Raw genomic sequence first — 23,700 nt, forward strand, 5'->3', positions numbered from 1 at the left:
TTGGCCGGGCGAATCTATTTCCGAGTTCAGGAAGGTCTTGTGGGTTCATTAAATCCACGAGCGGTATTGGCCGATTGACATTACACGGGAAAGTAAACCTTGTTCAAAAAGATCCTTGTCGTCTGCGTTGGCAATATCTGCCGAAGTCCGACAGCAGAGTTGTTGCTGCGTAATGCGCTGACCACCTCCTCGATCACAGTGTCCTCCGCAGGCCTTGCCGCACGGGTCGGCGAGGGCATGGAGTCGTCGGCGCGCCAGGTGCTCGAAGACCACGGGCACAGCGCTGCTGACTTCACGGCACGGCAGATCACCTCCGATATCGTCAATGAGTCGGATCTGATTCTGGTCATGGAAAAAGAGCATGTAAAACAAGTACTGAAGATTGCCTCGCATGCGCGGGGCAAAGTGTTTCTGCTCGGAAAGTGGCAGAGCGAGCGAGAAATACAGGATCCGTATCGTCAAGGCCAAGCCGCTTTTATTCATGCACATGCATTGATTGAAGATGCTGTCAGCTCATGGGCGCAGCGCCTCGGACATTGATGAATATTCTTCAGATCAGTGAATGGTAAGAACAGACTTATGCAGTTACCGTCAGTAATCGGCACCCGGGACAACGAACGAGACGATATTGATCTTCTCGGTATATTCGGCTCTTTGATCGATCAGAAATGGTTGATAGGCGCGCTTACCGGCGCATTCATGATGACCGGCGTTGCCGTTGCGGTGTTGTCGACGCCGGTGTACCTGGCCAACGCCTTGGTCCAGGTCGAACCGAAAAAGAACGACATGCTCGGGTTTTCCGATCTCAGCAGCATGCTCGGCGGACAATCGCCGTCGGTGACTGAAATCGGCATCATCAAGTCTCGCGCGGTGATCGGCAAAACCGTCGATGACCTGCACCTGGATATCGAGGTCACGCCCAACACGTTTCCGATGATTGGCGGGTTTCTCGCCCGGCGTTATCGCGGCACCGGCGAGTTCAGCGTGGCGCCAGCGCGTTTCGGCCTGAGCCGCTATGCCTGGGGTGGTGAGCGGCTGGACATTCCCCGGCTCAATCTGCCCAAGGAACTGCTGGGCAAGAAGCTCACGCTGATCGCTGGCGAGCAACATCGATTCCAGTTGTTCGACGACAACGACAATCTGTTGGTGGAAGGCGTTGCCGGCAGTGCTTTTGCGCAAGACGGCGTCGAGGGGCTGGTCGCCCAGTTGGAGGCCAATCCCGGCACCCGTTTTGAAGTGGTGCGCAATCCACGGATCGTGGCGATCCAGGATTATCAGGATGCGCTGGAAATCACCGAGCAGGGCAAGGAGTCGGGCATCATCCGCCTCGCTCTGGCCAGCGCCGACGCGCCGTTGGCGGTGAAGATCCTCAACAAGGTTTCGTCGTTGTATGTGCAGCAGAACGTGCAGCGCACCTCGGCCGAAGCGGCCAAGAGCCTGGATTTCCTGCAAGGCCAGTTACCCCAGGTCAAGCGTGATCTGGCCAAGGCCAGCGAGGCGCTCAACGGTTATCAGACGCGCGGCAAGACCGTGAACATCTCCCTGGAAACCCAATCGGTGCTGGGCCAGATCGTCAGTCTGGATACCCGTCTGTCCGAGCTGAAAATGCAGCAGGCGGAGATGGATCGCAAATTCACCAGGCAGCATCCGGCGTATCGCGCGCTGATGACCCAGATCGGTGAATTGACCCAGCAGCAGAAGTCGCTGGAAGGCAAGGTCGGCGATCTGCCCGCCACGCAGCAGGAATTGCTCAACCTGACCCGCGATGTGGAAGTCGCGTCGCAGATCTACACGCAACTGCTGAACAAGTCCCAGGAGCTGGACATCGTCCGTGCCGGGGCGGTCGGCAATGTGCGCCTGATCGACACGGCGGATGTCGACCTGACCAGCCCGGTCAAGCCGCGCAAGGCGATCATCGTGCTGATCGCCACGTTCCTGGGGGCGTTCCTCGGCGTGGCGCTGGTGCTGCTGCGCAAATCGCTGAGTCGCGGACTGGAAGGCCCGGAAGCCATCGAGCAACTGGGTCTGCCGGTGTACGCATCGATTCCCTACAGCGCGCTGCAGCAGGAAGAGGACACGAAAAAAGTCCGCGCGAAAAACCCGGACACACCGGCGTACCTGCTGGCCCTGCGCAACCCGACGGACCTGTCGATCGAGTCGATCCGCAGCCTGCGCACCTGCCTGCACTTTGCCGGGCTGGATTCGACCAACAACCGCATCATGATTTCCGGTCCGAGCCCGCAGGTCGGCAAGACGTTCGTCTCCTCCAACCTCGCAGCGGTCATGGCGCAAAGCGGCCAGCGAGTGGTGCTGATCGATGCCGACATGCGCAAGGGGCATTTGCACAAAACCTTGAACACGCCGATTGCCAATGGCCTGTCGGATCTGCTGGTCAAGCGCTGCAGTCTCGAACAGGCGATCAACAAGATCGAGGTCGACAACCTGCATTTCATCAGCCGAGGTCAGGTTCCGCCGAACCCTTCGGAACTGCTGATGCACGCCAACTTCCGCGACCTGCTGGCACAACTCAGTGAGGTGTACGACGTGGTGATCATCGACACGCCGCCACTGCTGGCGGTCACCGATGCGGCGATCGTCGGCCGTGAGGCGGGGATCAGCCTGATCGTCACGCGCTTCGGGGTGAACCCGGCCAAGGAGATCGAACTGACCATCCGCCGCTTCGCCCAGAACGGCATCGAGTTGAAGGGCGCGGTGTTCAACGGCGTCGAGAAACGTGCGGCCAGCTACTACGGCAACGGCGGCTACGGTTATTACAACTACGAATACGCGTCGGACAAATCCTGAGTGTCAGCGATTGTTCTTACAGGCAGGGAAGTGGGTGGATTGTGAAAAAAATACTGCACGTGGCGGAAACGATCAAAGGTGGCGTCGCGACGGTGATCCGCACGATTTCGGCGTCACCCGAAAACGAGACGGCGAACTACGAGCTGGTTTATCTGGTGCCGCTCGACCAGAAGCAAGAGCTGCACGGCATTGATGAGCGGCAGATCCGCACCTTCGCCCGCAACGGGCGCAATGTGCCTTCGCTGCTGCGCTTCGCCTGGCAACTGACCAGGGTCATGCTCAAGGAAAAACCCGACGTGGTGCATTTGCACAGCACTTTTTCCGGGGTGATCGGGCGGTGCGTCTGCGTGCTGCTGCGACCGTGGCGCAAACCGAAAATCGTCTATTGCCCGCATGCCTTTTCGTTCCTGATGGAGAGTTCGCCGGCCAAGCAGAAAGTCTATTCGCTGATCGAGCGGGTGCTGCAGAAGGTCACCGACACGATCATCTGCGTCAGCCAGTACGAGCTGGACAAAGCGGCGGCGTTTGGCATCGAGCGCAAGCGCATGACTTTGATCTACAACGGCATTCACCCCAAGGATGAAACGCCCAAGGCCAGCGATCCGGAGCCGATTCATCTGCTGTTTGTCGGCCGGCTCGATTACCAGAAAGGTTTCGATGTGTTGCTCAAGGCTTACGCCAAGGTGCAGCGCCGCGACCTGAAGCTGACGGTGGTCGGCAGTGCGGTCAACGAGGACAGCGTCGAGTGCCCGCCGATGGAGTCGGTGGAGTACCTGCCGTGGGTCACGCCGAGTGAAGTACAGGCGCTGTACCAAAAGGCCGACGCACTGATCGTTCCCAGCCGTTGGGAAGGCTTTGCCATGGTGCCTCTGGAGGGCATGGCGTTGGGGCTGCCGGTGATCGCCAGTGATTGCACGTCGCTGCCCGAACTGGTCAGCCACGGTGTGTCCGGCTACGTCTTCCCGACCGGTGACCACCAGGCGCTGGCCGACCGTTTGATGAAAATCCAGAAACCGGCATTGCAGGCCCTGGGAATCGAGAGCCGGCGCATCGTCCGCGAGCGCTTCAGCGCCGCGTTGATGATCCGCCAGACCTACGACGTGTATTGCGCTCCCACTTATTAAGAAGAACTCAGTTTATGAACGTAACGATCTTGCATGGCTACAGCGCCTCCAACTCCGGTGACGGTCTGCTCGTGGATCTGGCGATTGCCCTGGTGCAGCGCAACTTCGGCGCCGACACGTCGATCAACGTCGTGGCATCCGATCCGCAATCCTTCAGCTATTTGCCGCACAAGCGCTACGACGCACCGGTGATGGCGGCCAAGGGGCTGGGGCGGGTCAAGGAAGCGGTGTTTCTCAATCAGTCCTATGCGGGGCTCGCGGATCTGTTGAAGACCACTGACCTGATCGTCGGCGTCGGCGGCGGCTACATGCGCTCCAAAAGTGCCTTCGAACACATCAAGCTGAAACTCGGCCACGCCAAGCAACTGGAAACCGCGATTCTCAGCAAAGTCCCGTCGGTGTACCTGCCGCAGAGCATCGGGCCGTTCCACGGCGAGAGCAGCAAGATTGTCGGCCACTACGCCAGCGCCGATGCGGTGTTCGTCCGCGACAATCGTTCGTCGGCGCTGTTCGATGCCTGTGAAAATGTCTACCGCGCACCCGATCTGGCGGTGCAGGCCCTGGCCGGCAAAATCCTCCTGCAATCGAAGTTCGCCCACTGCGCATCGGCGCCGGCCACCGTGTGTGTGGTGCTGCGCAAGCCGCCGGCGTGGAGCAAGGAAAAGAAGCTCGCCTACGTCGCCAACCTGAAGGTGCTTTTGCAGCGCTTGAAGAACAAAAGCAAGGTGGTCTGTGCGGTGCAGAGTTCGGTGCGTGGCAACGATGACGGCGCGTTCTATCGCGAACTGGGGATCACCGAAGACCTGCTGCCGTTGAAGGCGACACTGGCGAAGTATCAGCCGGATCTGGTGATTTCCGTGCGCCTGCACGGTGCCATCGAATCGCTGCTGTCCGGTGTTCCGGCGTACCACATCAGCTATGAGCGCAAAGGCTTCGGCGCCTATCAGGACATGGGCGTGGAAGACTGGGTCATCAATGGCGGCGACATCAACGTCGACACCATCCTTGAAACGGTTTATGCGCCGAACGCTCTGGCCAGTTTCGGCAAGCGCCTGACCGACACCTGCCGCGAGATCGAAGCCAAGACCGTGATGATGGACGAGATCATCAAAGGGATCGTTCGATGATATTTCGGCTGTTGCTGCGGGGCGGGGCACTCGGCGCGAAGTTTCTGCTGGTGCTGGCCATCACCCATTACCTGGGCTATGAAGCGCTGGGGTTTTACGGCGTGGTGGTCGCCGCTTCGTTGATCGCGTCGAAGTTCTACAGCGTCGGCTTCAGTTCCGAGATCAATCGGCTGATCAGCGTTGGCGGCAGCTCGCGGCGGGTGGTCGACAAGGTGCTGCTGCTGTACCTGGCCGTGGGGCTGTTGCTGTCGGTGCTGACGGTGCTGATTTATTCACTGTTCCAGGACGTCCAGGCGCCGACCGCACTGATTGCCTGCGTGACGCTGGTGCTGCTGACCGAGCACCTGTCCTTCGAGATCAACTCGTTCGTGTTTTCCGCGCAGAAAGCCACGTGGGGCGCGGTGCTGTTTTTCATCAAGACCGGTTTGTGGGCGCTGCTGGCGGTGGGCGGGATGATGCTCGACTGGGTGTCTGGAATCGCCAGCGTGCTGTGGTTGTGGGTCGCCGCCAACGTGATAGTGATGGTGGCCGGTTACGCGATTGTGGCGAACGTCCATCAGGGTCGGGCAGCGACTGAACTGACCACGGGCACGGTCTGGAAAGCCGGGTTGCCGTTTTACCTGGGCACCGGCCTGATCGCCTTGAGTCAGTACGCCGAACGCTTTCTGATCATCGACCTGGAACCCTACGCCAGCCTGGGCAAATACGTGTACGCCTGGTCGGCGGCCAATACCTTGCAGGCGTTGTCCTATGCGGTGGTGGCGGTGGTGGGCATTCCGCTGCTCGCCAAGCGCTATCAGGCCGAGCAGCAACCGTTCACGGTCAGGCAACTGTTCGTGAACAAATGGGTCATGCGCTCGCTGCTGGTATCGGCGGCGGTGGCGGTGCTGATTTATCTGTTCTTCAACGTGGTGCTCGATTACGTCGCCACCAGCGTTCCGCGTCCGGATAACGGGATTCTCGGCGTGCTGATTTTCTCCTTCGCGTTACGCGCGATGGGCGACATCGTCTGGGGTGGCCTGATTGCCTCGAAAAACAGTCGGGTGTCGCTGGCCAGCGCCGCGATCTGCCTGCTGGTTTCCGTGCCGGTCAGCTATGTGCTGATCAAGCACTACTCGATCTACGGCGCGGCGTGGGGCAACGTGTTCGCGATCATCGTGCAGCTCGGGGTGATTGCCGTGCTGACCCGTACCACCCAGGCGAAAAGGGCGCTGGCATGGGGTTGAAGCTGCCGCGTATCGAGTTTCGCGGCCGCAAACTCGATTCGTCGATTTCGTTCCTGATCCTCTTCAGCGGCCTGTTTCTGTCGGTGGCGATGCCGTTGCTGGTGCCCCGGGCCCCAGGCCCGGATGCCATGACCCTGTGGATGTCCTACGCCCGCGCCGACAATTGCAACTTCTGGAATCCGTTCTCGCCGGATCGCTCGTCGTACGAGTGTTCGGCGTTTCTGCTGCGGCCCACCGGTATCAATCTGACCAATGCCTGGGCCTATGGGATGTTCTGCAATTTCCTCCTGACGACGATCCCGGTGTTCATCTTCCGGCGCATGCCGCTGACGATATTTTTTACCCTGTGTCTGTGGGGCGTGGTCCGCTCGTTTTTCCTGGAAAACCTGACCAAGGAAATCATCGTTTCGGTGGCCGTGCTGTCGATTCTGTTTGCCTCGTATACGCGCAAGTATCGTGGCGGCTTTTTTTTGTCCGCTGCGATCTACGGCATCTTGATCCGGCCGTACTGGATTCTGTTTTCCCTGGCCTGGTTCGGCGTCTGCGTGATGAAGAAATACGTCTCGCGCTTCACCTTCTTCCTGATGCTGTTCCTGTTCTACCTGGCGATCGCCACGGCGATCCAGTTGGCCCTGGGCTATTCGGTGTCATCGATCCGCGCGAGCAACAACGAGCTGCGCACGGCGGGCGAGGAGGGCTCGAAGTCGCTGATCGTGTCCTGGCTCAGCGGCGGCGACTTCGTCTCGCAGGCGCTGGACTCGATGATCATTTTCTTCCGGCTGTCGTTTCCCGTGGAGCTGATCCTGCTGTCCGGGCCGGGTCAGGCGATCTTCGTTGCGTTGATGATCATGACCTCGCTGCTGCTGTTCAAAGTCATTACCTCGACCAACTACAAAGGCGTGCCGATCCAGACCAAGGCCAAGGAACTGATCGCGATTCCTTTGTCCTTCCTGCTGGTCCAGGGCCTGTTCGAGCCGGACTTCGGCTCCTTCGCCCGACACTTTTCCATGGTGGTGCCGGTGTTGTTCGTCGGGTTGGGATTGATGTTGCGGGCAAACAAACCGGTGTTGGTTGAATCAAGAATCCTGAGTTGAGGCTTGTGCTTTATGTCGAGCAAAAATAAGTCGCTGGAGATCGAAACCCTGCGCGGCCTGGCGTGCCTGTTGCTGGTGCTTTATCACGTGATCGGCCCGTTGGGCGGCGGCTTGAAAATAGACCTGGGCTCGCCGTTCCGGGTGATCGCCGACTCCATGGTCTACGTGCGCATGCCGCTGTTCACCTTCATTTCGGGCTACATCTATTCCATCTACAAAATCCGTGGCAACGACTTTTCGGCGTTCTTCACCGGCAAGGTGCGGCGGCTGATCGTGCCGCTGTTTTGCGTTGGTGTGCCGTTTTCCGTGTTGCAGGCGGTGGGGCCGGGCGTGAACAAGGATGTCGGTGTGGTCGACGCGTTGTTGTCGTTCTACGTGCCGGTCAACCACTTCTGGTTCCTGCAGGCAGTGTTCATCATTTTCATGTTCGTCGGCCTGCTGGAGTGGCGTGGCCTGCTGCGCTCGGCTACGCGCTTGTACCTGCTGTTTGCGTTTGCAGCGCTGGTGTTCCTGCTGCCGCCGTTCAAGGTCGATGCGTTTGGCATCAATGGCGCGACCTATCTGTTGCCGTTCTTTGTGGCGGGGATGATCGGCCAGGAGAAAGTCGACACCCTGAGGCATTTCCTCAAGGTGATCGGGCCGTGGGTGTTCGTGATGATTTCGCTGGCGCTGCTGTATGTGGCGGCGAAGGATCGCGAGCTGATCGTCGATCGCCGTAGCCTGGTCGGGCTGACGGTGGGCTGCGTGTCGTGCTTCGCACTGCTGTCGAGTGATATGCGCTCGAAGTGGCTGACCTGGCTCGGCGGTTATTCCTATGCGATTTTCCTGTTCCATGTGTTGTTTGCCGCCACTTCGCGGTTTGTCCTGGGGCGTCTGGGTGTGCATGAAGACGCGGTTCTGGTGCTCGGCGGCGTGGCTATGGGCTTGTTGGGGCCGGTGCTGCTGTCGATGCTTTTCAGTCGGTTCAACTTCACCTCCGTGCTGTTTCTGGGGGAGCGTGCCGCTGTCAAAAAACCTGCGGCGAAAGTCGCTCCGGTGGCGCAGGCCTGATGATTGTCTGGATAAAGGAAATGCCCCATGGTGGCTGTCGATAACGCTCAACCGGTTGCCGCGTCGGTGGTCGAGGTCGGCGACGCACGCGAGCGCTTTGCCCAGTGGCGCGAGGGCAAGGCCGGGAAGGTTCTGTCGATCTCGGTGATTGGCGACAGCTACAGCGCCGGCCAGGATTTCTATCTGAACCGGTTCGTGCAGCGGCTGGTCGGGGAGGCGGGTTTCGCCGGCCCCGGCTACATCGGTTTCAATCACGGCGCGGCGCTCGGCGGCACTCATTTCAAGTACACCCGAACCAGCGAGAAATACTTTGGCGGCGACTGGCAGGTGTCCGGCCTCGGCCAGGCCAGCCCCGACAGTCGTACCGTGACGGGCCGCCCCGGTGCCTGGCTGGAAGTCGATGCCCATCCAACCCCGGCGATCAACACCGCCGTCAGCCAGGCCAAATTGCTCTATCTGGGCAACGGCGAAAGCAGCGAGTTGCGTTATCGCTGGGCGCCCGCGCAAGCCTGGCAACCGCTGAAACTGGCAGGCGAGGGCGTTCAGGAAGTGCCGCTGTCGGGCGCATCGGCAGTCGCGGACTGGGCGTTCAGGCTCGAAGTGGTGAAAGGTTCGCCGACATTGTTCGGCCTGTGGATGAGCAACGAGCAGGGCGGCGTGCGGGTGTCCAAACTGGCGGCCTCCGGTGCGGCGTCCGCTGACTTCTATCACGCGGATGATCGCTGGCAGGCGCAGTGGAAAGCGGCAGTGTCGAAGATTCCCGCTGACATCTACCTGATCATGCTCGGCGGCAACGATCAGGGTTTTGGCGTCAAGCCCGAGCAATACCTGAAGAACATTCGAGGCCTGGTGGGGATGGTGCGCGAGATTCAGCCACAGGCGAGCATCAACCTGATCCTGCGTCAGGACACGTCACGCGCCAGCGCCTATCCGATGTCGGCTTATGCACAAGTGCTGCAACCCTGGGCGCGCAAGGAACATCTGGGCTACGCCAATCTGCAATGCGCCTTCGGCAGCGACGTCAAACGCTATGCCCTGGGCGGGCCAATGCCGATGATCGGTCCGGACCGGATTCACCCGCTTCCGGACACGGGGGGAAAGGTGATTGCCGACTACTTCCATCGGCTGATCGTGGGCGGTCACAAAGCGGTTTCGCCGCAGGACACCTGTGGCGAAACCTCGCGCTAAGCCTTCAGCTCGCCATCTGTTCGAAGCGATCCAGTTGACTCAGCAACTGCGCCGTGCGTAGCGGCATCAGTTGCAGATCGCAGCGGGTTTCCACATTGATGATGATCGCCGGGTCGTTGCAGCAGATGCGCACCCGGAAGCGCCAGTCGCTGAAAATCACTTTCAGGCCGTCGCGGTCATCGATCTCCAGCGCCTGTTCGGCATAGAGCTGTTTCAGGTGGGCGAGCAGGGGATAGGGATCGGGCAGCGGGCGGCGAATGTCCCCTGACGAGGGGAACATGCCGATGCGTTCGACCATCAGCAGCGGCCCCAGCCAGGATTCATTGGCGCTGGGCAGTGGCTGATGCCGGGACAGCCAGCTCATCACCCCGAGGTTGCCCACCTCCGGTTCAAGGTTTGCCGCGTGTTGTGCACTGTTCATGGTTGCCTGCCTGAATGGAAAGTGGGCCTGGGGTGGTGGCTGACGGGGCCGACTCAGCGCCCCTTGTACAGGTTCTCGTAGCAGAAATTGGTGGCTTCGATGTAACCCTCGGCGCCGCCGCAATCGAAGCGCAGGCCTTCGAATTTGTAGGCCAGCACGCCACCGTTGCGCGCCTGTTTCATCAGGGCGTCGGTGATCTGGATCTCGCCGCCCTTGCCAGGCTCGGTGTCGGCGATCAGGTCGAAAATATCCGGGGTCAGGATGTAGCGGCCGATGATCGCCAGGTTCGACGGAGCGTCCTGCGGGGCAGGTTTCTCCACCATGTTGTTGACCCGGTAGAGGCCGTCGGCAATCTGCTCGCCAGCGATCACGCCGTACTTGTGGGTCTGGTCGTGCGGCACTTCCTGGATGGCGACGATCGAGCAGCGGTGCTTCTTGTAGAGCTGGATCATCTGCGTGAGCACGCCGTCACCGGCAAGGTTCAGGCACAGGTCATCGGCCAGCACCACGGCGAACGGTTCTTCGCCGATCAGCGGGCGGCCACTGAGGATCGCGTGGCCCAGGCCTTTCATTTCCACCTGGCGGGTGTAGGAAAAGGTGCAGGTATCGATCAGCTCGCGGGTGCCGGCGAGGAATTCTTCCTTCGCGGTGCCACGGATCTGGTGTTCGAGTTCGTAGCTGATGTCGAAGTGGTCTTCCAGCGCGCGTTTGCCCCGCCCGGTCACGATCGCCATGTGTTGCAGGCCGGCGTCCCGTGCTTCTTCAACGGCGTATTCGATCAGCGGCTTGTTGACGATCGGCAGCATTTCTTTGGGCATGGCTTTGGTGGCCGGCAAGAAACGCGTGCCGTAGCCGGCAGCGGGGAACAAACATTTACGAATCATAAAAGTATCCTGGGACATTCATGGAACGCAGCCAGTGGCCGCGCGCAAATAGCGAATGGTTGCAAGTTTCAATGATTATTGAAGGTTTACTTTAATACCCGAGTCGGATAGCCAGTGGCAATTAGTAATTAGTGCGGGGCGGGTCAATGTTATTAGATGTCGGCTGGATACTTGTTAGTTATTTTTAGTCGGTATCTGTCGATAGTGGTGAGTGCGTTTCGAGTGCTAATAAGTACCAGGCAATACAGTTTGGCCTGCAAAAATATTTATTGCCAGTGGTTGAACTGTTTTTGTTTTGAGTTGTTGTCGAGCCTGTTTGTGTGCGTCATGACACATATTCAATAAGTGGGGCTTGACACGTTAGTTGGCACTTTTACCCACCATGGACCGCGCTATGAAGATTCTGGTAACGGGTGGAGCCGGATATATCGGCTCGCACACCACACTTGCGCTGCTTGAAGCAGGCTATGAAGTCGTTGTTCTGGATAATCTTTGCAACAGCAGCGATGCGGCCCTGCACGCCGTGGAAGCCATTTGCGGCAAAAGTGCGCTGATGATTCGCGGCGACGTGTGTGACCGGGCGCTGCTGGATCGGATCTTCGAGGAGCACGCGATTGACGCGGTGCTGCATTTCGCCGGGCTCAAGGCCGTCGGCGAGAGCGTGCGCAAGCCGCTTGAGTATTACGAAACCAACGTCGGCGGCAGCATCGCGCTGTGCCAGGCGATGGCGGCGGCGGGTGTTTTTCGTCTGGTCTTCAGTTCGTCGGCCACGGTCTACGGCGAGCCGGCGCAGATGCCGATCAGCGAGGATTTTCCGACGGGCATTCCGACCAATCCCTATGGGCAATCCAAGCTGATCGTCGAAAACGTCCTGCGCGACCTGGGCAAGGCCGAGCCGCGCTGGAGCATCGCGCTGTTGCGTTACTTCAACCCGATCGGTGCCCACGACAGCGGCCACATGGGCGAGGACCCCAGCGGTATCCCGAATAACCTGGTGCCCTACATCAGTCAGGTAGCGGTCGGCAGCCTTCAGGAACTGTCGATCTTTGGCAACGATTACCCCACCGTCGACGGCACCGGCGTGCGCGATTACATTCACGTTGTCGACCTCGCTGACGGGCATCTGAAGGCGTTGCAGTCCATTGTTGGCCGCACCGGCATTCATACCTGGAACCTCGGCACCGGCGATGGCTACAGCGTGATGCAAGTGCTGCGGGCGTTCGAGCAGGCGTGCGGGCAACCGGTGCCGTATCGGGTAATGCCGCGCCGTTCGGGGGATATCGCCGAGAGCTGGGCCGACGCTTCCAAGGCTGAAAAGGAGCTGGGCTGGAAGGCCACGCGCAATCTGCAGCAAATGATGACCGACACCTGGCGCTGGCAATCGAACCATCCCCGGGGCTATCTCGAGTGATGTCATTTTGGCCCGATGTTAGTTTCAGTCAGGTTGTTAGATATCGTCGGGAAAATACGCTGGTAATGACTTTTACAAGTCCGTAGATATAAACCCGCCGTTGGACATTAACAGGCAGGTAGTGCTGTTAATGAATAGCGGATCTTGTCGCGTTTTTTGCGACTTGAACTCTACCACCTCTAACGGAAGACCCGATGTTATAAGTCGGATGTTAGAAAGGAGTTGATATGAAAAAAGTGATGGCGATTGCTCTGTTGACGATGTTGAGCAACTGGGCATCCGCAGCTGAAGCGCCGCTTACAGCGGTGACCAATGTAGTGGGAAGTGTGGCGGCCTCGTCGGCGCCCGCAGCCAGTACTGCAATGGTCGCCAGTGCCGTAGCGGCGTCCAACAGTGGTGGAAGTGCCAACGGCGGTACCACCGGTACGACAGGTACTACTGGCACAACCGGCACACACAACTAACTGAAACAACTGTTGGTGCAGTACAAGGTCGCCCGACGAAAGTCGGGTGACTTTGTTTTTGGATTCGCCCTTGAATAGCGTAGTGCCATTATGACTCGTAGTTTTTATCTTTTAATGTTGGCAAGTATCGCTTTGCAAGGTTGCATGTTTTCCCCCGGCCAGTACCTGAGCACCAGTAGCATCACCCGCCAGGGCGCCAGTGAAAGCAGCCGGGTCGAGCTGATCCCGATCACCCCCAAGCTGATCTCCATGAACCGCGCCACCGCCAAGCGTGAGTCGGTGCCCGCCGAGTTGCTGGAGACGCCCGCCGAGTACCGCATCGGCAGGAACGACGTGTTGTACATCACCGTCTGGGATCACCCCGAACTGACGGCGCCGTCGGGCGCGCAACAGCAGATCGATGCCAACGGCCGTCTGGTGCGTTCCGATGGCACGCTTTACTACCCGTTCATCAAGGAAGTCCAGGCCGCCGGCCGGACCATCCAGCAACTGCGCTCGGACATCGAACAGCGTCTGTCGGCGTTCATCGCCGAGCCGCAGGTGGATGTCGCCGTGTTGCGTTTCGCCAGCCAGAAAGTCGTGGTCACCGGCGCTGTGGCGAAGGCCGGCCCGCAAGCCATTTCCACCAACCCGCTGAGCGTGGTCGAGGCCCTTGGTTCGGCCGGCATCGATACCAACAATGCCGACTTGTCCGGCCTGCTGCTGACGCGCAACGGACGGGTGTACCCGCTCAATCTCGATACCCTCAATCAGCAGGATTCCGAGTTGCAGAACGTCTACCTCAAGGGGGGCGATCAGTTGTATCTGCCGTACAACGACAACAAGCGCATTTACGTCATGGGCGAGGTCAATCAGCCCCGCGCGCTGAGCTTCAAGACCGCGACCATGAACCTCTCCGATGTCCTCGGGTCGGTCGGCGGATTGAGCCAGACCACCGCCAACGGCAACGCCGTGTACGTGATCCGGGGCGTTGAAAACCTCGATGTCGAACCGGCGAAGGTCTATCAACTGGAAGCCGAATCGCCGACCGCCATGGTCCTGGCCACCCACTTCGAAGTGCGGCCCCAGGACGTGGTGTATGTCGGGCCTGCCAACGTGACTCGCTGGAACCGCCTCATCAGTCAACTGGTGCCGTCGGCATCGATTGTCGGGACCGGTGCTTCCGCTGCGAAGAACTGGAGCGAATTCAGTAACAACAGCAAATAAGGCCAGGCCCGACTGTGAAAACGTTGAAAGTTGGCGTCTGCCTGATGGCGGCCTCGTTGCTGTGCGGCTGCAACCCGCTGATGGTCGCCTCTGTGACCAACCTCAAATCGGCGGTGACCGGGCCGGATGACCTGGAAGTGACGGCGGCCCAGGTCGCCGAGGTGCGTTATCCGCAAATCAAACTGACCACGCCGTCCGGCTCCGGGGTGCTGGCGCTGGTGCGCGAGCGCGAAGACCTGCAGTTCTGGGTCGCCGCCGGCAAGCAAGTGCTGCTGCTGCGCGACGGCTTGGCGGTGCGCAGCATCGGCCTGGGCACCGAGGGTGATCTGGACGGCACGCGGCTGTCCGACGCCGCGCCGTTCAAGCGCGGCTTGCACCAGGTCACCGATGGCTACACCAGCCAACGCTGGATCGATCTCTACAAGGGCCAGGAAGTCGGGCTGATCGTACACAGCCGCTTCTCGCGCAAATCCATGGAAACCCTCGAAATCCTCAACAAGGAATACGCCGTGTTGCGTGTCGATGAGCGCATCGACGTCCCGGCCATTGGCCTGCGGGCGACCAATCGTTACTGGGTCGATCCGGTTGACGGTTTCATTGTGCAGAGCGAACAGCAACTGACCTCGCAACTGCGGGTGAAGATCGTGCAACTGACCCCCGATCGCAGGCATGTGCCATGAAGCGCCTGCGCACGTTATCCGCGTGCCTGCTGTTGCTCAGCGCGGCGAGTCAGGCGGCGGTTACCGTCACCGGTGATGTTGCCAATCCCGGCCCGGTCGAATTGCCGGCCGGCGGGCGCCTGCTGGACGTGATCGGCGAGGCGGTGCCGAATGCCGAAGGTTATTGGCTGGCGGGGGTATTGCTGCGCCAGTCGCTGCTGGAGGAACAGACCCGGCTCAAGGCTGGCGTGCTGTTCGACCTCGATGTGTTGCATCGCCTGTCCTCGTTGTTCGACCGACCGAGCCGGGCCGCCCTGGCCGTGCGCATGTCCGAGGACGTGCGGCAGATGCCGGTCACCGGGCGGCAGATCGCCGATCTGGACCCGGTCGCACTGGAAGTCGGCTTCGCCCGCAATATTCGTCTGGACGATGGCGATCGCCTGATCTACCCGAAGCGAGTCGACGAGGTCGAGGTGCTGGGCGCAGTCGCCGAGCCGTGCCGCTTGCCTTACCAGCCGTTGCAGGAGGCCCGTGAATACCTGCAAGGCTGCACGTTGCTGGAGAGTGATGCCGACGCCGATTACCTGTGGCTGATCCAGCCCAATGGTGTCTCCCGGCGGATCGGCATCGCTCACTGGAACCGCGAGAGCGGGCATCTGCCGGTCGCCGGCAGCAAGATTCTGGTGCCGTTGAAAAACGATGATCTGGACCCGCCGATCCCTGAACTGAATCAGCAGTTGGCCGAATTCATTGCCACGCAGCTGGCTGAGGTGGTTCGTTGAATTTACGTTTTGCAGCTGTATTTCTGTTGCCGTGCGGTCTGGTTCATGCGGAGCCGCGCATTACTCAAAATGACTTCGGTGGCACCGGGCTGTTGCAGACGCCGACGGCGCGCATGGCCCCGGCCGGCGAGTTGAGCGTCAACGCCAACCGCACCGAACCCTACAGCCGTTACAGCGTGTCGTTGCAGCCGCTGGACTGGCTCGAAGGCTCGTTTCGCTACACCGCGATCACCAACCGGCCCTACGGCTCCGAGGCCCTCAGCGGCAGCCAGAGCTATAAGGACAAGGCGGTCGACGTCAAGGCTCGCCTGTGGGAGGAGAGTCACTGGGCGCCGGAAGTGGCCCTGGGCTTCCGGGACGTCGGCGGTACGGGTTTGTTCTCCAGTGAATTCCTGGTGGCCAACAAGCGCTATGACAATTTCGATTTCAGCGCCGGCATTGCCTGGGGCTACATCGGCAATCGTGGCGACGTCGACAACCCGCTGGGGTGGGCTTCGGATCGCTTCAACACGCGACCGAATCTCGAAGGCACCGGTGACGTCAACGCCGGCTCGTACTTCCGTGGCAGTCCGTCATTTTTCGGCGGCGTGAGCTACCAGACACCCTGGGACCGACTCAGCCTGAAACTCGAATACGAAGGCAACGATTACAAACACGAGCCGAAGGACAACGTAATCGAGCAGGATTCGCCGATCAACCTTGGCGCGGTGTTCAAGGTGACCGATTCGATCGACGTCAGCGCCGCGTGGGAGCGCGGCAACACGGCGATGTTCGGCGTCACCTTCCACACCAATTTCGTCAGTCGCAAGGCCCCGGCCAAGACCTTCGATCCACCGGCCGAATCGCTGCCGGCGAAGGCGCCCGTTACCGCGATGGATCAGGTGAACTGGCCCGAGGTTTCGCAACGCTTGCAGCAGAATGCCGGCTACAAGGTCGAGCGCATCAGCCAGCGCGGTTCCGAGTTGATCGTGTACGGCGAGCAGCAGCGTTATTTCCATTCGGCCAAGGCCGTGGGGCGTGCCAGCCGGATTCTCGACAACAGCGTCAACGACGACATCGACTGGTTCACCGTGGTCAACAAGCGCTACGACCTGCCGCTGGAAGAAACCAGCGTGCCGCGCCAGACGTTCCGCGAAGTCATCAACAATGAAGAACCGCTGCAATCGCTGCACCGTACCACCGAAGTCAACCCGGCGATGCCGCACAACGAAACCACGCTCTACACCGAGGCGCCGCAGCACTTCAGCCACGGCATCGGCCTGGGCTTCAAACAGAACGTCGGCGGTCCGGATGGTTTTCTCTATCAACTCAGCGCCGATGCGGACGCCGAATACCGGTTCAACCGCAACACCTGGTGGAGCGGCTTGCTCAGCGCCAACCTGATCAACAACTTCGACAAATTCGGCTACGACGCACCCAGCGGCTTGCCCCGCGTGCGTACGGATCTGCGCCAGTACCTGACCACCTCCGAAGTCACCATGCCGTTGTTCCAGGTCAGCCACGCCGAACAGTTGGACAAGGACCTGTATGGCATGGTCTACGGCGGTTATCTGGAGTCGATGTTTGCCGGAGTAGGGGGCGAGGTGCTGTTTCGTCCGACCGGCCAGCGCTGGGCGGTGGGGGCGGATCTGAACTACGCGCGCAAGCGCGATTTCGACCAGGGCTTCGGTCTGCAGGACTACTCGGTAGTGACCGGGCATATCACCGGCTACACCGATTTACCCTATGACACCCTCGCGGCGGTCAGCGTCGGGCGCTATCTGGCCGGTGACTGGGGCGCGACGGTCGACATTTCCCGGGAGTTTTCCAACGGCGTGCGTTTTGGCGCCTGGGCGACGATGACCACCGCCTCCAGCGCCGAATACGGCGAAGGTAGTTTCGACAAAGGGCTCTACCTGTCCATCCCGTTCGACGAACTGATGAGCATGTCGACCATGCGCCGCGCCAACCTCGTCTGGGCACCGCTGACCCGCGACGGTGGCGCTCGACTCAATCGCGCCTATCAACTGCACTCGATGACCGACAGTCGTGATGACGACATGTTCTACCGCAACTTCGGGAAGATCACCGAGTAAGCCTGTAACCGCAAAACATCCCGATGGGTGCGGGCTTGCTCGAGAACGCGGTGGGTCAGCCACTTCAATGTTGACTGACCTGACGCCTTCGCGGGCACGCTCGCTCCCACAGGTGTTGTCCGGTCAGTCGCCTCGCCGAATCCCGCCCACAAAAAAGGGGACTTGCGTCCCCTTTGCGGTATTGCCTTTTGCAGTGCTAGCCCATCAGTAGATGTCTTTCGACAGCAGGGTAAACGGCGTCTTCACCAGGATCTTCAGATCCAGCCACAACGACCAGTTGTTGATGTACTTCAGGTCGATTTCCACGCGCTTCTGCATCTTGTCGAGGGTGTCGGTCTCGCCACGGCAGCCGCTGATCTGTGCCAGGCCGGTGATGCCCGGTTTGATTCGGTGACGCGCCATGTAGGCGAGAATTTTCCCCGAGTAGTAGTTGTTGTGCGCAACGGCGTGAGGACGCGGGCCGACCAGCGCCATATGCCCTTGCAACACGTTGAACAGCTGCGGCAGTTCGTCCAGCGAGGTCCGGCGGATAAAGCGTCCGACGGCGGTAATGCGCGAGTCGTTGCGGCTGGCCTGCTTGACCTCGCGGTCATCGTGAACACGCATCGAGCGGAACTTCCAGACCTTGATGACCTTGCCGTTCCAGCCGTGGCGATCCTGCTTGAAGAACACCGGGCCGGCCGAGCTGAGTTTCACCGCCAGCGCGACAGCCAGCAGCACCGGGCTCAACAGTATGATCGCCAGCAGCGCGACGATCTTCTCCACCAGGCTTTTGCTCAGTGCAGCGGTAGGGCGGCTGGTCAGCGGGCTTTCGTTGAGGTAGATCGCCGGCAGGCCGTCCACGACTTTCACCGAATGATTGAGCAGCGTCAGGCTGTTCAGGTCCGGCACCCACACCACGTCAACGTTGGCGCCCAGCAGATCGACGTACATCGCTTCGATCTTTGCCGCTTCCGACAGGGGCAGGGTGATGTACAGGCGACGGATGTCGTAGGTCTGGATCAGCGCCAGCAGATCTTCCTGGTCGCCGACGACGCGCGGTGCGTCAGCCTCCAGGGACGGTTTCGTACCGTTGCTGACCAGACCCACCAGCGGCAGGTTTTCCAGCTGACTCAACTTCTTCGCCAGCCCCAGTGCCAGTTCGCCAGTGCCGACGATCAGGGTCTTGTGCTCGCTTTTACGCGAGCGCTGGTAGTACTTCGAGAATGCATGCAGCGGCGCGTACAGGAAGGCCTGACCGAGGAAACCATACACCGCCCAGCTCAGGATCACCTGCCGTGAAAACAGCTCATCGGCCTTGCACACGAACGCGATGCACGCCAGCGCCGCCATGGTCATGGACCAGCCCATGAACAGACGTCCCAGTCCTGTCACGTAGTTGTCTCTTTTTCGATACACGCCGCTGAAGGTGTAAGCCGGAACCGAAGCCAGTACCGCCAGCGTCGCGCACATCCGGTAATAGAACGCGACGGTCCCGGTGTGTTGCTCGGCAAGTATGAACAACAGCGAAACAATAAAGCCTTGCGCCAGCGCCCATTGGCCCCAAAAGGTCAGTCCCTTGAGGCCGGTGTTTCGATTGATACGAAGAGTAAGATCCATACGATATCCCCAAAAGACGTCCATTCAGGTTTCAACAGTTGAAATCCGAGTTGTTAAACAGACTTATTGTTTTTGTTGGTGCGAGTGTTCTGAGGTAACAACGTCGATATGCCGAACTGTCGTCAGTCAATAGACTAAGTTATCGATGGAATTGCTGTGCTGACGAGTTCTAACAAAGATGGCACAGTGCCAACTATCTAAATTGTAAATAGAGTGGGCGTTAGAAAAGGTCAAATAGAAGGGGGTGAATTATTTATGTTGTGTTTGATACTGTAGGAGGGGTCGGGGCGACAGACTTTAATCAGGGAGGGATGAAACCAAACAGAGTGCTCTTGTTGTTTTTGTAATCGCACTTTTTTCTGTTTGTCTGGCAGGCGTGCGTATTACGCGACGACTTCCTGGATCAGGCAATAACCGCGATTGCGCACGGCACGAAACAGTCGCTCACCATTGCTGGCGCTTTTGAATTTGTCTTGCAGGCGACTCAGGCACATTTCCAGTCCGCGATATTGTTCCGGTTCTCTGCCGATGCTGAGGATCAGTTCATCCCGGCTGACAACCCGCTCTTCATGGTGCAGCATTTTCCTGACCAGCGCAGTTTCGAGCCCAGTGAGACTGATCTCGACGCCTTCTTTGGTCAGTGCGCCCTGATCATTGTCCAGATGCCAGGCATCTGTGCAGGGCGTGTCGCATTCGAGGGTTCGGGAAGTGGCGCCGGGTTCTCCGGTGATGGCTGTGGAACTGTGGAATGGATTTGCCGATTGCGCTGCCAGCCATTCGGACTCGAGGGTGGCCAATATTCTCTGGGTATCATGTTCGATGCTGTGTGCGACAGGCTTCCTTGTGCCGCGTGGGTAAGTGAATTCCATCAGCATCGGAGTGGAAGAGGGCGAAGCAACACCTTCAATGAACATTTGTGCCTGGGACGTGCCGAACGAATTGAAACGCTCGCTGGAAAGAATACTCTCGAGTTCACGTTGCGACGCTGAGTTGTTGGTCACGACAACAAAGTATTTCCTTGGGAGGGTTGTACTAGTTTCCATGTCTCTCTCCTAAAACACACCAAATTTGGCTAAAAGATAATCGGCAGTCGAGCAATGATTTCCTCGGAATCAATCGATAGGCAGGGTCTGGACCCAAAGATGGCCCTCGATAAGTTCCACTCGGTCTGCTGTTAGAGTAATGATTTATTGTTATGTTTAAGTGTTGCAGCGCTCATGCAATTGACTGCTTATTATTAAATATGTGATGTAAGTAACACTGTGAGATATCGGATCTTTATAGCGTTGCATCAGACGTTCCCTCGTATGCTGCAAAAGATTGCCTTCCTGATTCAGGCGGTTGAAATCAACCCCCTCATCAGACGATAGCCATACCCGCGAATGCTCTGGATGGCGTTCGTACCGTACACGTCCTTGATTTTTCCACGCAAGCGGCTTATCGATTTTTCCAGCGCCCGGGGATCATAGAAATTGCTGTTGAGGCCCATGATGCTGGCGATTTCGTCGTGACTGAGGATGTGATTGCCGGTCTGCGCGAACGCTTCCAGAATCTTCATCTCGGCAAAAGATATGTCCAGTTTCCTGCTGGTGTCCGACAGGCAGATGCGGGTGGGATCCAGCATCAGATTGATATCTCGTTGCCATTCTTCGCTGTTGAAGAATTCGGCGAGCAACTCAGAGCCTTCGTCGGAAACTGTATTGAACTTGATACAGAAATCGGCGCCGGCAAGAAAGTACTTGATCTTGTTGAAGGCGCCACGTCCCGTGATCACGGCACAAATGATCGGTTTCAAGTTGTCGGCGCGCAGGTTTTCCACCAGCGCCAGGTTGTCTTCGAGTGCCTGAGGGCTGTCGATGACAATGAATATGGCCCGATACGAACCAGGGAATTCATTCTTGTATGAACTAGTGTAGGTATCTGCCTCAAGGGCAATATCGGTCCGCAAATGTCTGGCGACCAGCGCACTAAAGTGTTCGGCCACGCCACGGGTACGACCCAGAGTGAGAACACCCGGCTCGTCGCTTATCCGCTGCTGGCGGCTAGTCGCTAAGTTCCCTGTGAGCATTATGCATTGACTCGAAAAAGTGCTGACATCGGGATGTTAAAGCACCGGTTCTCATCTGTGACTGACAATTGGTAACATTTACGCGGTTTTTAGACTTGGCTCCCGAGTTTTCTAACAATAATTAAGCTTTTCAAGCTTTTAGTTGCTTTTCTCGGTGCTCTGAACTAGCGGAATAGAGCGGTTTAGATGGTGGCAATATGAAATTGTGCCACTATTTTGAATCTATGGCGACTGAATAATTAATGTCCCTTTGCCACTGTTTTCCGGGTCATGAGTTCATCTCATGGCTTCCGTTTTTTTCTGCAGATGCCCGATAGTGTGAGACGGATCACATTTTATGGAGTGATGAAATTATTTTCTACCGAGGCCCTAAATATTTTTCAGGAAGTTCGTAGCCGGACGATTATTAACATGGCTTGAGTGTGTCTTTTAATAAGACATATTCTCCGTCCCCGAGTCAGGCAATGGGTGTGGATATGCCGATTGTTCTACTTCAGATGCTCAATTCCGAGTGCAGTTAACCGGGCGCTCTCCAGGAGCGGTCTGACGGAGGATTAATGGATTTCTGGACCTTTTTCCAGGTGTTGATATTGGGTGCGGTTGAAGGCCTTACCGAGTTTTTGCCCATCTCCAGTACGGGTCACCAGATCATCGTTGCAGACTTGCTGGCGTTCGGCGGTGAACGCGCCATGGCGTTCAACATCATTATTCAACTGGGCGCGATTCTGGCCGTCGTGTGGGAGTTTCGGCCGAAGATCTTCGAAATCGTCAAAGGCTTGCCGACTCAACGCAACGCGCAACGTTTCACGGCGAACCTGTTGATTGCCTTTCTTCCGGCCGTCGTGTTGGGCGTGCTGTTTGCCGATGCGATTCATCATTATCTGTTCAACCCCATCACCGTCGCCGTCGCATTGGTCGTGGGCGGCATCGTGATGTTGTGGGCGGAGCGGCGGGATCATGTGGTGAGTGTCGACCATGTCGACGACATGCATTGGTCCGACGCGCTGAAGATCGGTTTCGTACAGTGTCTGGCGATGATTCCGGGCACATCGCGCTCCGGCTCGACCATCATCGGCGGTTTGCTGTTTGGATTGTCGCGCAAGGCCGCCACGGAGTTTTCGTTCTTCCTGGCGATGCCCACCATGGTCGGCGCCGCCGTGTATTCAGGCTACAAATACCGCGAACTGTTCGAGTCCAGCGACTTGCCGGTGTTCGCCCTGGGCTTCGTGATTGCGTTTATCTTCGCGATGATCGCCGTGCGCGGTTTGCTGAAGTTCATTGCGAACCACAGCTACGCCGCTTTTGCCTGGTATCGGATTGCGTTCGGCTTGTTGATCCTGGCGACCTGGATCTTCGGCTGGGTCAACTGGACGGCTGCGGCCGCCTGACCTTTTTATGCCAGGCGGCGCAGGCCGCCTGGCTGCCTTATCTTCAACGGCCCTCAAGCAATTGAGCGGCCTGATCCAGCAGCGCCAACGGATCCTTGGCCTTGTGGATATCCACCGACAACAACTGGCGAAACTTGCGCGCCCCCGGAAACCCGGTGCCCAGCCCCAGTACATGTCGGGTGATGTGATGCATCGCGCCCCCGGCCAGCAAATGCTCGGCAATGTAAGGTCGCAACTGCGCCAACGCCTCGGCCCGGCTGATCACCGGCGCGGTGCTGCCGAACAACTGCTGATCCACCTCGGCCAGCAGATACGGATTGTGATACGCCTCGCGCCCCAGCATCACGCCATCGAAGGTCTGCAAATGCTCGTGGCAGGCCTCCATGGTCTTGATCCCGCCGTTGAGAATGATCTCCAGCTCTGGAAAGTCCGCCTTTAACTGCGCCGCCACGTCATAACGCAGCGGCGGAATGTCACGGTTCTCCTTCGGCGACAAACCCTCCAGAATCGCAATCCGCGCATGCACGGTAAAACTGGTACACCCGGCATCCCGCACCGTGCCGACGAAATCGCACAGCTCGGCATAACTGTCGCGCCCGTTGATCCCGATGCGATGCTTCACCGTCACCGGAATCGACACCGCATCCCGCATCGCCTTCACACAATCGGCCACCAACTGCGGATGCCCCATCAGGCACGCACCGATCATATTGTTCTGCACCCGATCGCTCGGGCAGCCGACGTTCAGATTCACCTCGTCGTAACCATGCTCCTGGGCCATCCGCGCACAGGCCGCCAGATCCAGCGGAACGCTGCCGCCCAATTGCAATGCCAGCGGGTGCTCGGCCTCGTTATGACGCAGGAAGCGTTCGTGATCGCCATTGAGCAGAGCGCCGGTGGTGACCATTTCGGTGTAGAGCAGGGCGTTTTTCGACAGCAGGCGCAGGAAGTAGCGGCAGTGGCGGTCTGTCCAATCCATCATCGGCGCCACACTGAAGCGGCGAGACGGCTCGGAACGGGTATGGCTAGTATTTACGGGCGCTTCAGGTTTTTCGAAATTCATTGATACTGATCTTTTATACAGCGGTTTTTACCCATTTTTCCTTGTTTTCTGAAGTCGCTTGCTACA

21 protein-coding genes are annotated in these 23,700 nt (G+C 58.7%); 15 read left to right on the forward strand and 6 right to left on the reverse strand.

The features are described 5' to 3' along the window. The first annotated feature begins 99 nt into the window (after positions 1 to 99). From N8H74_RS23615 to N8H74_RS23650, 8 genes are read left to right on the forward strand one after another with little or no spacing between them, the layout of a single operon-like run. Entirely contained in the window at positions 100 to 540 is a 441-nt protein-coding gene (locus N8H74_RS23615; RefSeq protein ID WP_217831573.1) for a low molecular weight protein-tyrosine-phosphatase, read from the forward strand. A 39-nt stretch (positions 541 to 579) separates the two neighbouring features. Further along, positions 580 to 2,805 carry a polysaccharide biosynthesis tyrosine autokinase gene (locus N8H74_RS23620; protein ID WP_262150695.1) on the forward strand — a complete coding sequence of 742 codons (2,226 nt, stop codon included), beginning with the start codon at positions 580 to 582 and terminating at the stop codon, positions 2,803 to 2,805. Positions 2,806 to 2,846: 41 nt separating this feature from the next. After that, entirely contained in the window at positions 2,847 to 3,929 is a 1,083-nt protein-coding gene (locus N8H74_RS23625) for a glycosyltransferase (RefSeq protein ID WP_262150697.1), read from the forward strand. Between the two features lie 14 nt (positions 3,930 to 3,943). Next, positions 3,944 to 5,056, forward strand: coding sequence for a polysaccharide pyruvyl transferase family protein (locus N8H74_RS23630; protein WP_217831576.1), 1,113 nt, complete (start codon positions 3,944 to 3,946; stop codon positions 5,054 to 5,056). Continuing rightward, positions 5,053 to 6,282 (forward strand): polysaccharide biosynthesis C-terminal domain-containing protein, encoded by a 1,230-nt coding sequence (locus N8H74_RS23635; protein ID WP_262150700.1) that lies wholly within the window; start codon positions 5,053 to 5,055, stop codon positions 6,280 to 6,282. Before N8H74_RS23630 ends, N8H74_RS23635 begins: the two co-directional genes overlap by 4 nt. Continuing rightward, positions 6,273 to 7,376, forward strand: a complete 1,104-nt coding sequence (locus N8H74_RS23640) for a hypothetical protein (RefSeq protein WP_217831578.1) — start codon at positions 6,273 to 6,275, stop codon at positions 7,374 to 7,376. Before N8H74_RS23635 ends, N8H74_RS23640 begins: the two co-directional genes overlap by 10 nt. A 12-nt stretch (positions 7,377 to 7,388) precedes the next feature. Then, positions 7,389 to 8,426 carry an acyltransferase gene (locus tag N8H74_RS23645; RefSeq protein ID WP_262150702.1) on the forward strand — a complete coding sequence of 346 codons (1,038 nt, stop codon included), beginning with the start codon at positions 7,389 to 7,391 and terminating at the stop codon, positions 8,424 to 8,426. A gap of 27 nt (positions 8,427 to 8,453) precedes the next feature. Further along, positions 8,454 to 9,614: a GDSL-type esterase/lipase family protein gene (locus N8H74_RS23650; RefSeq protein WP_262150704.1), complete on the forward strand. Its 1,161-nt coding sequence runs from the start codon at positions 8,454 to 8,456 to the stop codon at positions 9,612 to 9,614. A 4-nt stretch (positions 9,615 to 9,618) separates the two neighbouring features. Here the strand turns inward: N8H74_RS23650 and N8H74_RS23655 are convergent, their stop codons facing one another. Then, positions 9,619 to 10,035, reverse strand: coding sequence for a mannose-1-phosphate guanylyltransferase (locus N8H74_RS23655; RefSeq protein ID WP_262150706.1), 417 nt, complete (start codon positions 10,033 to 10,035; stop codon positions 9,619 to 9,621). A gap of 53 nt (positions 10,036 to 10,088) precedes the next feature. Beyond that, positions 10,089 to 10,919 carry a UTP--glucose-1-phosphate uridylyltransferase GalU gene (galU, locus tag N8H74_RS23660; RefSeq protein ID WP_217831582.1) on the reverse strand — a complete coding sequence of 277 codons (831 nt, stop codon included), beginning with the start codon at positions 10,917 to 10,919 and terminating at the stop codon, positions 10,089 to 10,091. Positions 10,920 to 11,313: 394 nt separating this feature from the next. On the opposite strand from galU, the gene galE reads away from it, so the two are divergent. The 6 genes from galE (at position 11,314) to N8H74_RS23690 (ending at position 17,516) form a co-directional block, all read left to right on the forward strand. Further along, positions 11,314 to 12,330, forward strand: a complete 1,017-nt coding sequence (galE, locus tag N8H74_RS23665; protein ID WP_262150709.1) for a UDP-glucose 4-epimerase GalE — start codon at positions 11,314 to 11,316, stop codon at positions 12,328 to 12,330. Positions 12,331 to 12,557: 227 nt separating this feature from the next. Next, positions 12,558 to 12,794, forward strand: a complete 237-nt coding sequence (locus N8H74_RS23670) for a hypothetical protein (RefSeq protein ID WP_217831584.1) — start codon at positions 12,558 to 12,560, stop codon at positions 12,792 to 12,794. Between the two features lie 144 nt (positions 12,795 to 12,938). Further along, positions 12,939 to 14,000: a polysaccharide biosynthesis/export family protein gene (locus tag N8H74_RS23675; protein ID WP_225929997.1), complete on the forward strand. Its 1,062-nt coding sequence runs from the start codon at positions 12,939 to 12,941 to the stop codon at positions 13,998 to 14,000. A gap of 14 nt (positions 14,001 to 14,014) precedes the next feature. Further along, entirely contained in the window at positions 14,015 to 14,680 is a 666-nt protein-coding gene (locus N8H74_RS23680; RefSeq protein WP_262150710.1) for a YjbF family lipoprotein, read from the forward strand. Beyond that, positions 14,677 to 15,441, forward strand: coding sequence for a capsule biosynthesis GfcC family protein (locus tag N8H74_RS23685; protein ID WP_262150711.1), 765 nt, complete (start codon positions 14,677 to 14,679; stop codon positions 15,439 to 15,441). The genes N8H74_RS23680 and N8H74_RS23685 overlap by 4 nt, the downstream gene beginning before the upstream one ends. Further along, positions 15,438 to 17,516 carry a YjbH domain-containing protein gene (locus tag N8H74_RS23690; protein WP_262150713.1) on the forward strand — a complete coding sequence of 693 codons (2,079 nt, stop codon included), beginning with the start codon at positions 15,438 to 15,440 and terminating at the stop codon, positions 17,514 to 17,516. The genes N8H74_RS23685 and N8H74_RS23690 overlap by 4 nt, the downstream gene beginning before the upstream one ends. Before the next feature lie 204 nt (positions 17,517 to 17,720). On the opposite strand, the gene N8H74_RS23695 is transcribed toward N8H74_RS23690, so the two are convergent. From N8H74_RS23695 to N8H74_RS23705, 3 genes are all read right to left on the reverse strand, one after another. Then, positions 17,721 to 19,115, reverse strand: a complete 1,395-nt coding sequence (locus N8H74_RS23695) for an undecaprenyl-phosphate glucose phosphotransferase (protein WP_217831589.1) — start codon at positions 19,113 to 19,115, stop codon at positions 17,721 to 17,723. Positions 19,116 to 19,498: 383 nt separating this feature from the next. Further along, positions 19,499 to 20,158, reverse strand: a complete 660-nt coding sequence (locus tag N8H74_RS23700; RefSeq protein WP_262150715.1) for a helix-turn-helix domain-containing protein — start codon at positions 20,156 to 20,158, stop codon at positions 19,499 to 19,501. 290 nt (positions 20,159 to 20,448) lie between these two features. Then, the gene (locus N8H74_RS23705; protein WP_262150872.1) at positions 20,449 to 21,186 is read right to left on the reverse strand and encodes a winged helix-turn-helix domain-containing protein; all 738 of its coding nucleotides are present in this window, start codon (positions 21,184 to 21,186) and stop codon (positions 20,449 to 20,451) included. Between the two features lie 554 nt (positions 21,187 to 21,740). Between N8H74_RS23705 and N8H74_RS23710 the strand changes: the two genes are divergently transcribed. Continuing rightward, positions 21,741 to 22,571, forward strand: coding sequence for an undecaprenyl-diphosphate phosphatase (locus tag N8H74_RS23710; RefSeq protein ID WP_262150717.1), 831 nt, complete (start codon positions 21,741 to 21,743; stop codon positions 22,569 to 22,571). Between the two features lie 43 nt (positions 22,572 to 22,614). Here N8H74_RS23710 and dusA read toward each other — a convergent pair whose 3' ends face one another. Then, on the reverse strand, positions 22,615 to 23,634 hold the full coding sequence (gene dusA, locus N8H74_RS23715; RefSeq protein ID WP_262150718.1) for a tRNA dihydrouridine(20/20a) synthase DusA: 1,020 nt from the start codon (positions 23,632 to 23,634) through the stop codon (positions 22,615 to 22,617). Positions 23,635 to 23,700: the final 66 nt, after the last annotated feature.

This window comes from Pseudomonas sp. B2M1-30, assembly GCF_025447575.1.
In the GTDB taxonomy this organism is placed as follows: domain Bacteria; phylum Pseudomonadota; class Gammaproteobacteria; order Pseudomonadales; family Pseudomonadaceae; genus Aquipseudomonas; species Aquipseudomonas botevensis.

Bases quoted from the DNA above. Each gene is read 5' to 3' on its own strand.
- N8H74_RS23620 (WP_262150695.1), top strand. From the start codon at position 580: ATGCAGTTACCGTCAGTAATCGGCACCCGGGACAACGAACGAGACGAT.
- N8H74_RS23630 (WP_217831576.1), top strand. From the start codon at position 3,944: ATGAACGTAACGATCTTGCATGGCTACAGCGCCTCCAACTCCGGTGAC.
- N8H74_RS23635 (WP_262150700.1), top strand. From the start codon at position 5,053: ATGATATTTCGGCTGTTGCTGCGGGGCGGGGCACTCGGCGCGAAGTTT.
- N8H74_RS23640 (WP_217831578.1), top strand. From the start codon at position 6,273: ATGGGGTTGAAGCTGCCGCGTATCGAGTTTCGCGGCCGCAAACTCGAT.
- N8H74_RS23645 (WP_262150702.1), top strand. From the start codon at position 7,389: ATGTCGAGCAAAAATAAGTCGCTGGAGATCGAAACCCTGCGCGGCCTG.
- N8H74_RS23650 (WP_262150704.1), top strand. From the start codon at position 8,454: ATGGTGGCTGTCGATAACGCTCAACCGGTTGCCGCGTCGGTGGTCGAG.
- N8H74_RS23655 (WP_262150706.1), bottom strand. From the start codon at position 10,035: ATGAACAGTGCACAACACGCGGCAAACCTTGAACCGGAGGTGGGCAAC.
- galU (WP_217831582.1), bottom strand. From the start codon at position 10,919: ATGATTCGTAAATGTTTGTTCCCCGCTGCCGGCTACGGCACGCGTTTC.
- galE (WP_262150709.1), top strand. From the start codon at position 11,314: ATGAAGATTCTGGTAACGGGTGGAGCCGGATATATCGGCTCGCACACC.
- N8H74_RS23670 (WP_217831584.1), top strand. From the start codon at position 12,558: ATGAAAAAAGTGATGGCGATTGCTCTGTTGACGATGTTGAGCAACTGG.
- N8H74_RS23675 (WP_225929997.1), top strand. From the start codon at position 12,939: ATGTTTTCCCCCGGCCAGTACCTGAGCACCAGTAGCATCACCCGCCAG.
- N8H74_RS23685 (WP_262150711.1), top strand. From the start codon at position 14,677: ATGAAGCGCCTGCGCACGTTATCCGCGTGCCTGCTGTTGCTCAGCGCG.
- N8H74_RS23695 (WP_217831589.1), bottom strand. From the start codon at position 19,115: ATGGATCTTACTCTTCGTATCAATCGAAACACCGGCCTCAAGGGACTG.
- N8H74_RS23700 (WP_262150715.1), bottom strand. From the start codon at position 20,158: ATGGAAACTAGTACAACCCTCCCAAGGAAATACTTTGTTGTCGTGACC.
- N8H74_RS23710 (WP_262150717.1), top strand. From the start codon at position 21,741: ATGGATTTCTGGACCTTTTTCCAGGTGTTGATATTGGGTGCGGTTGAA.
- dusA (WP_262150718.1), bottom strand. From the start codon at position 23,634: ATGAATTTCGAAAAACCTGAAGCGCCCGTAAATACTAGCCATACCCGT.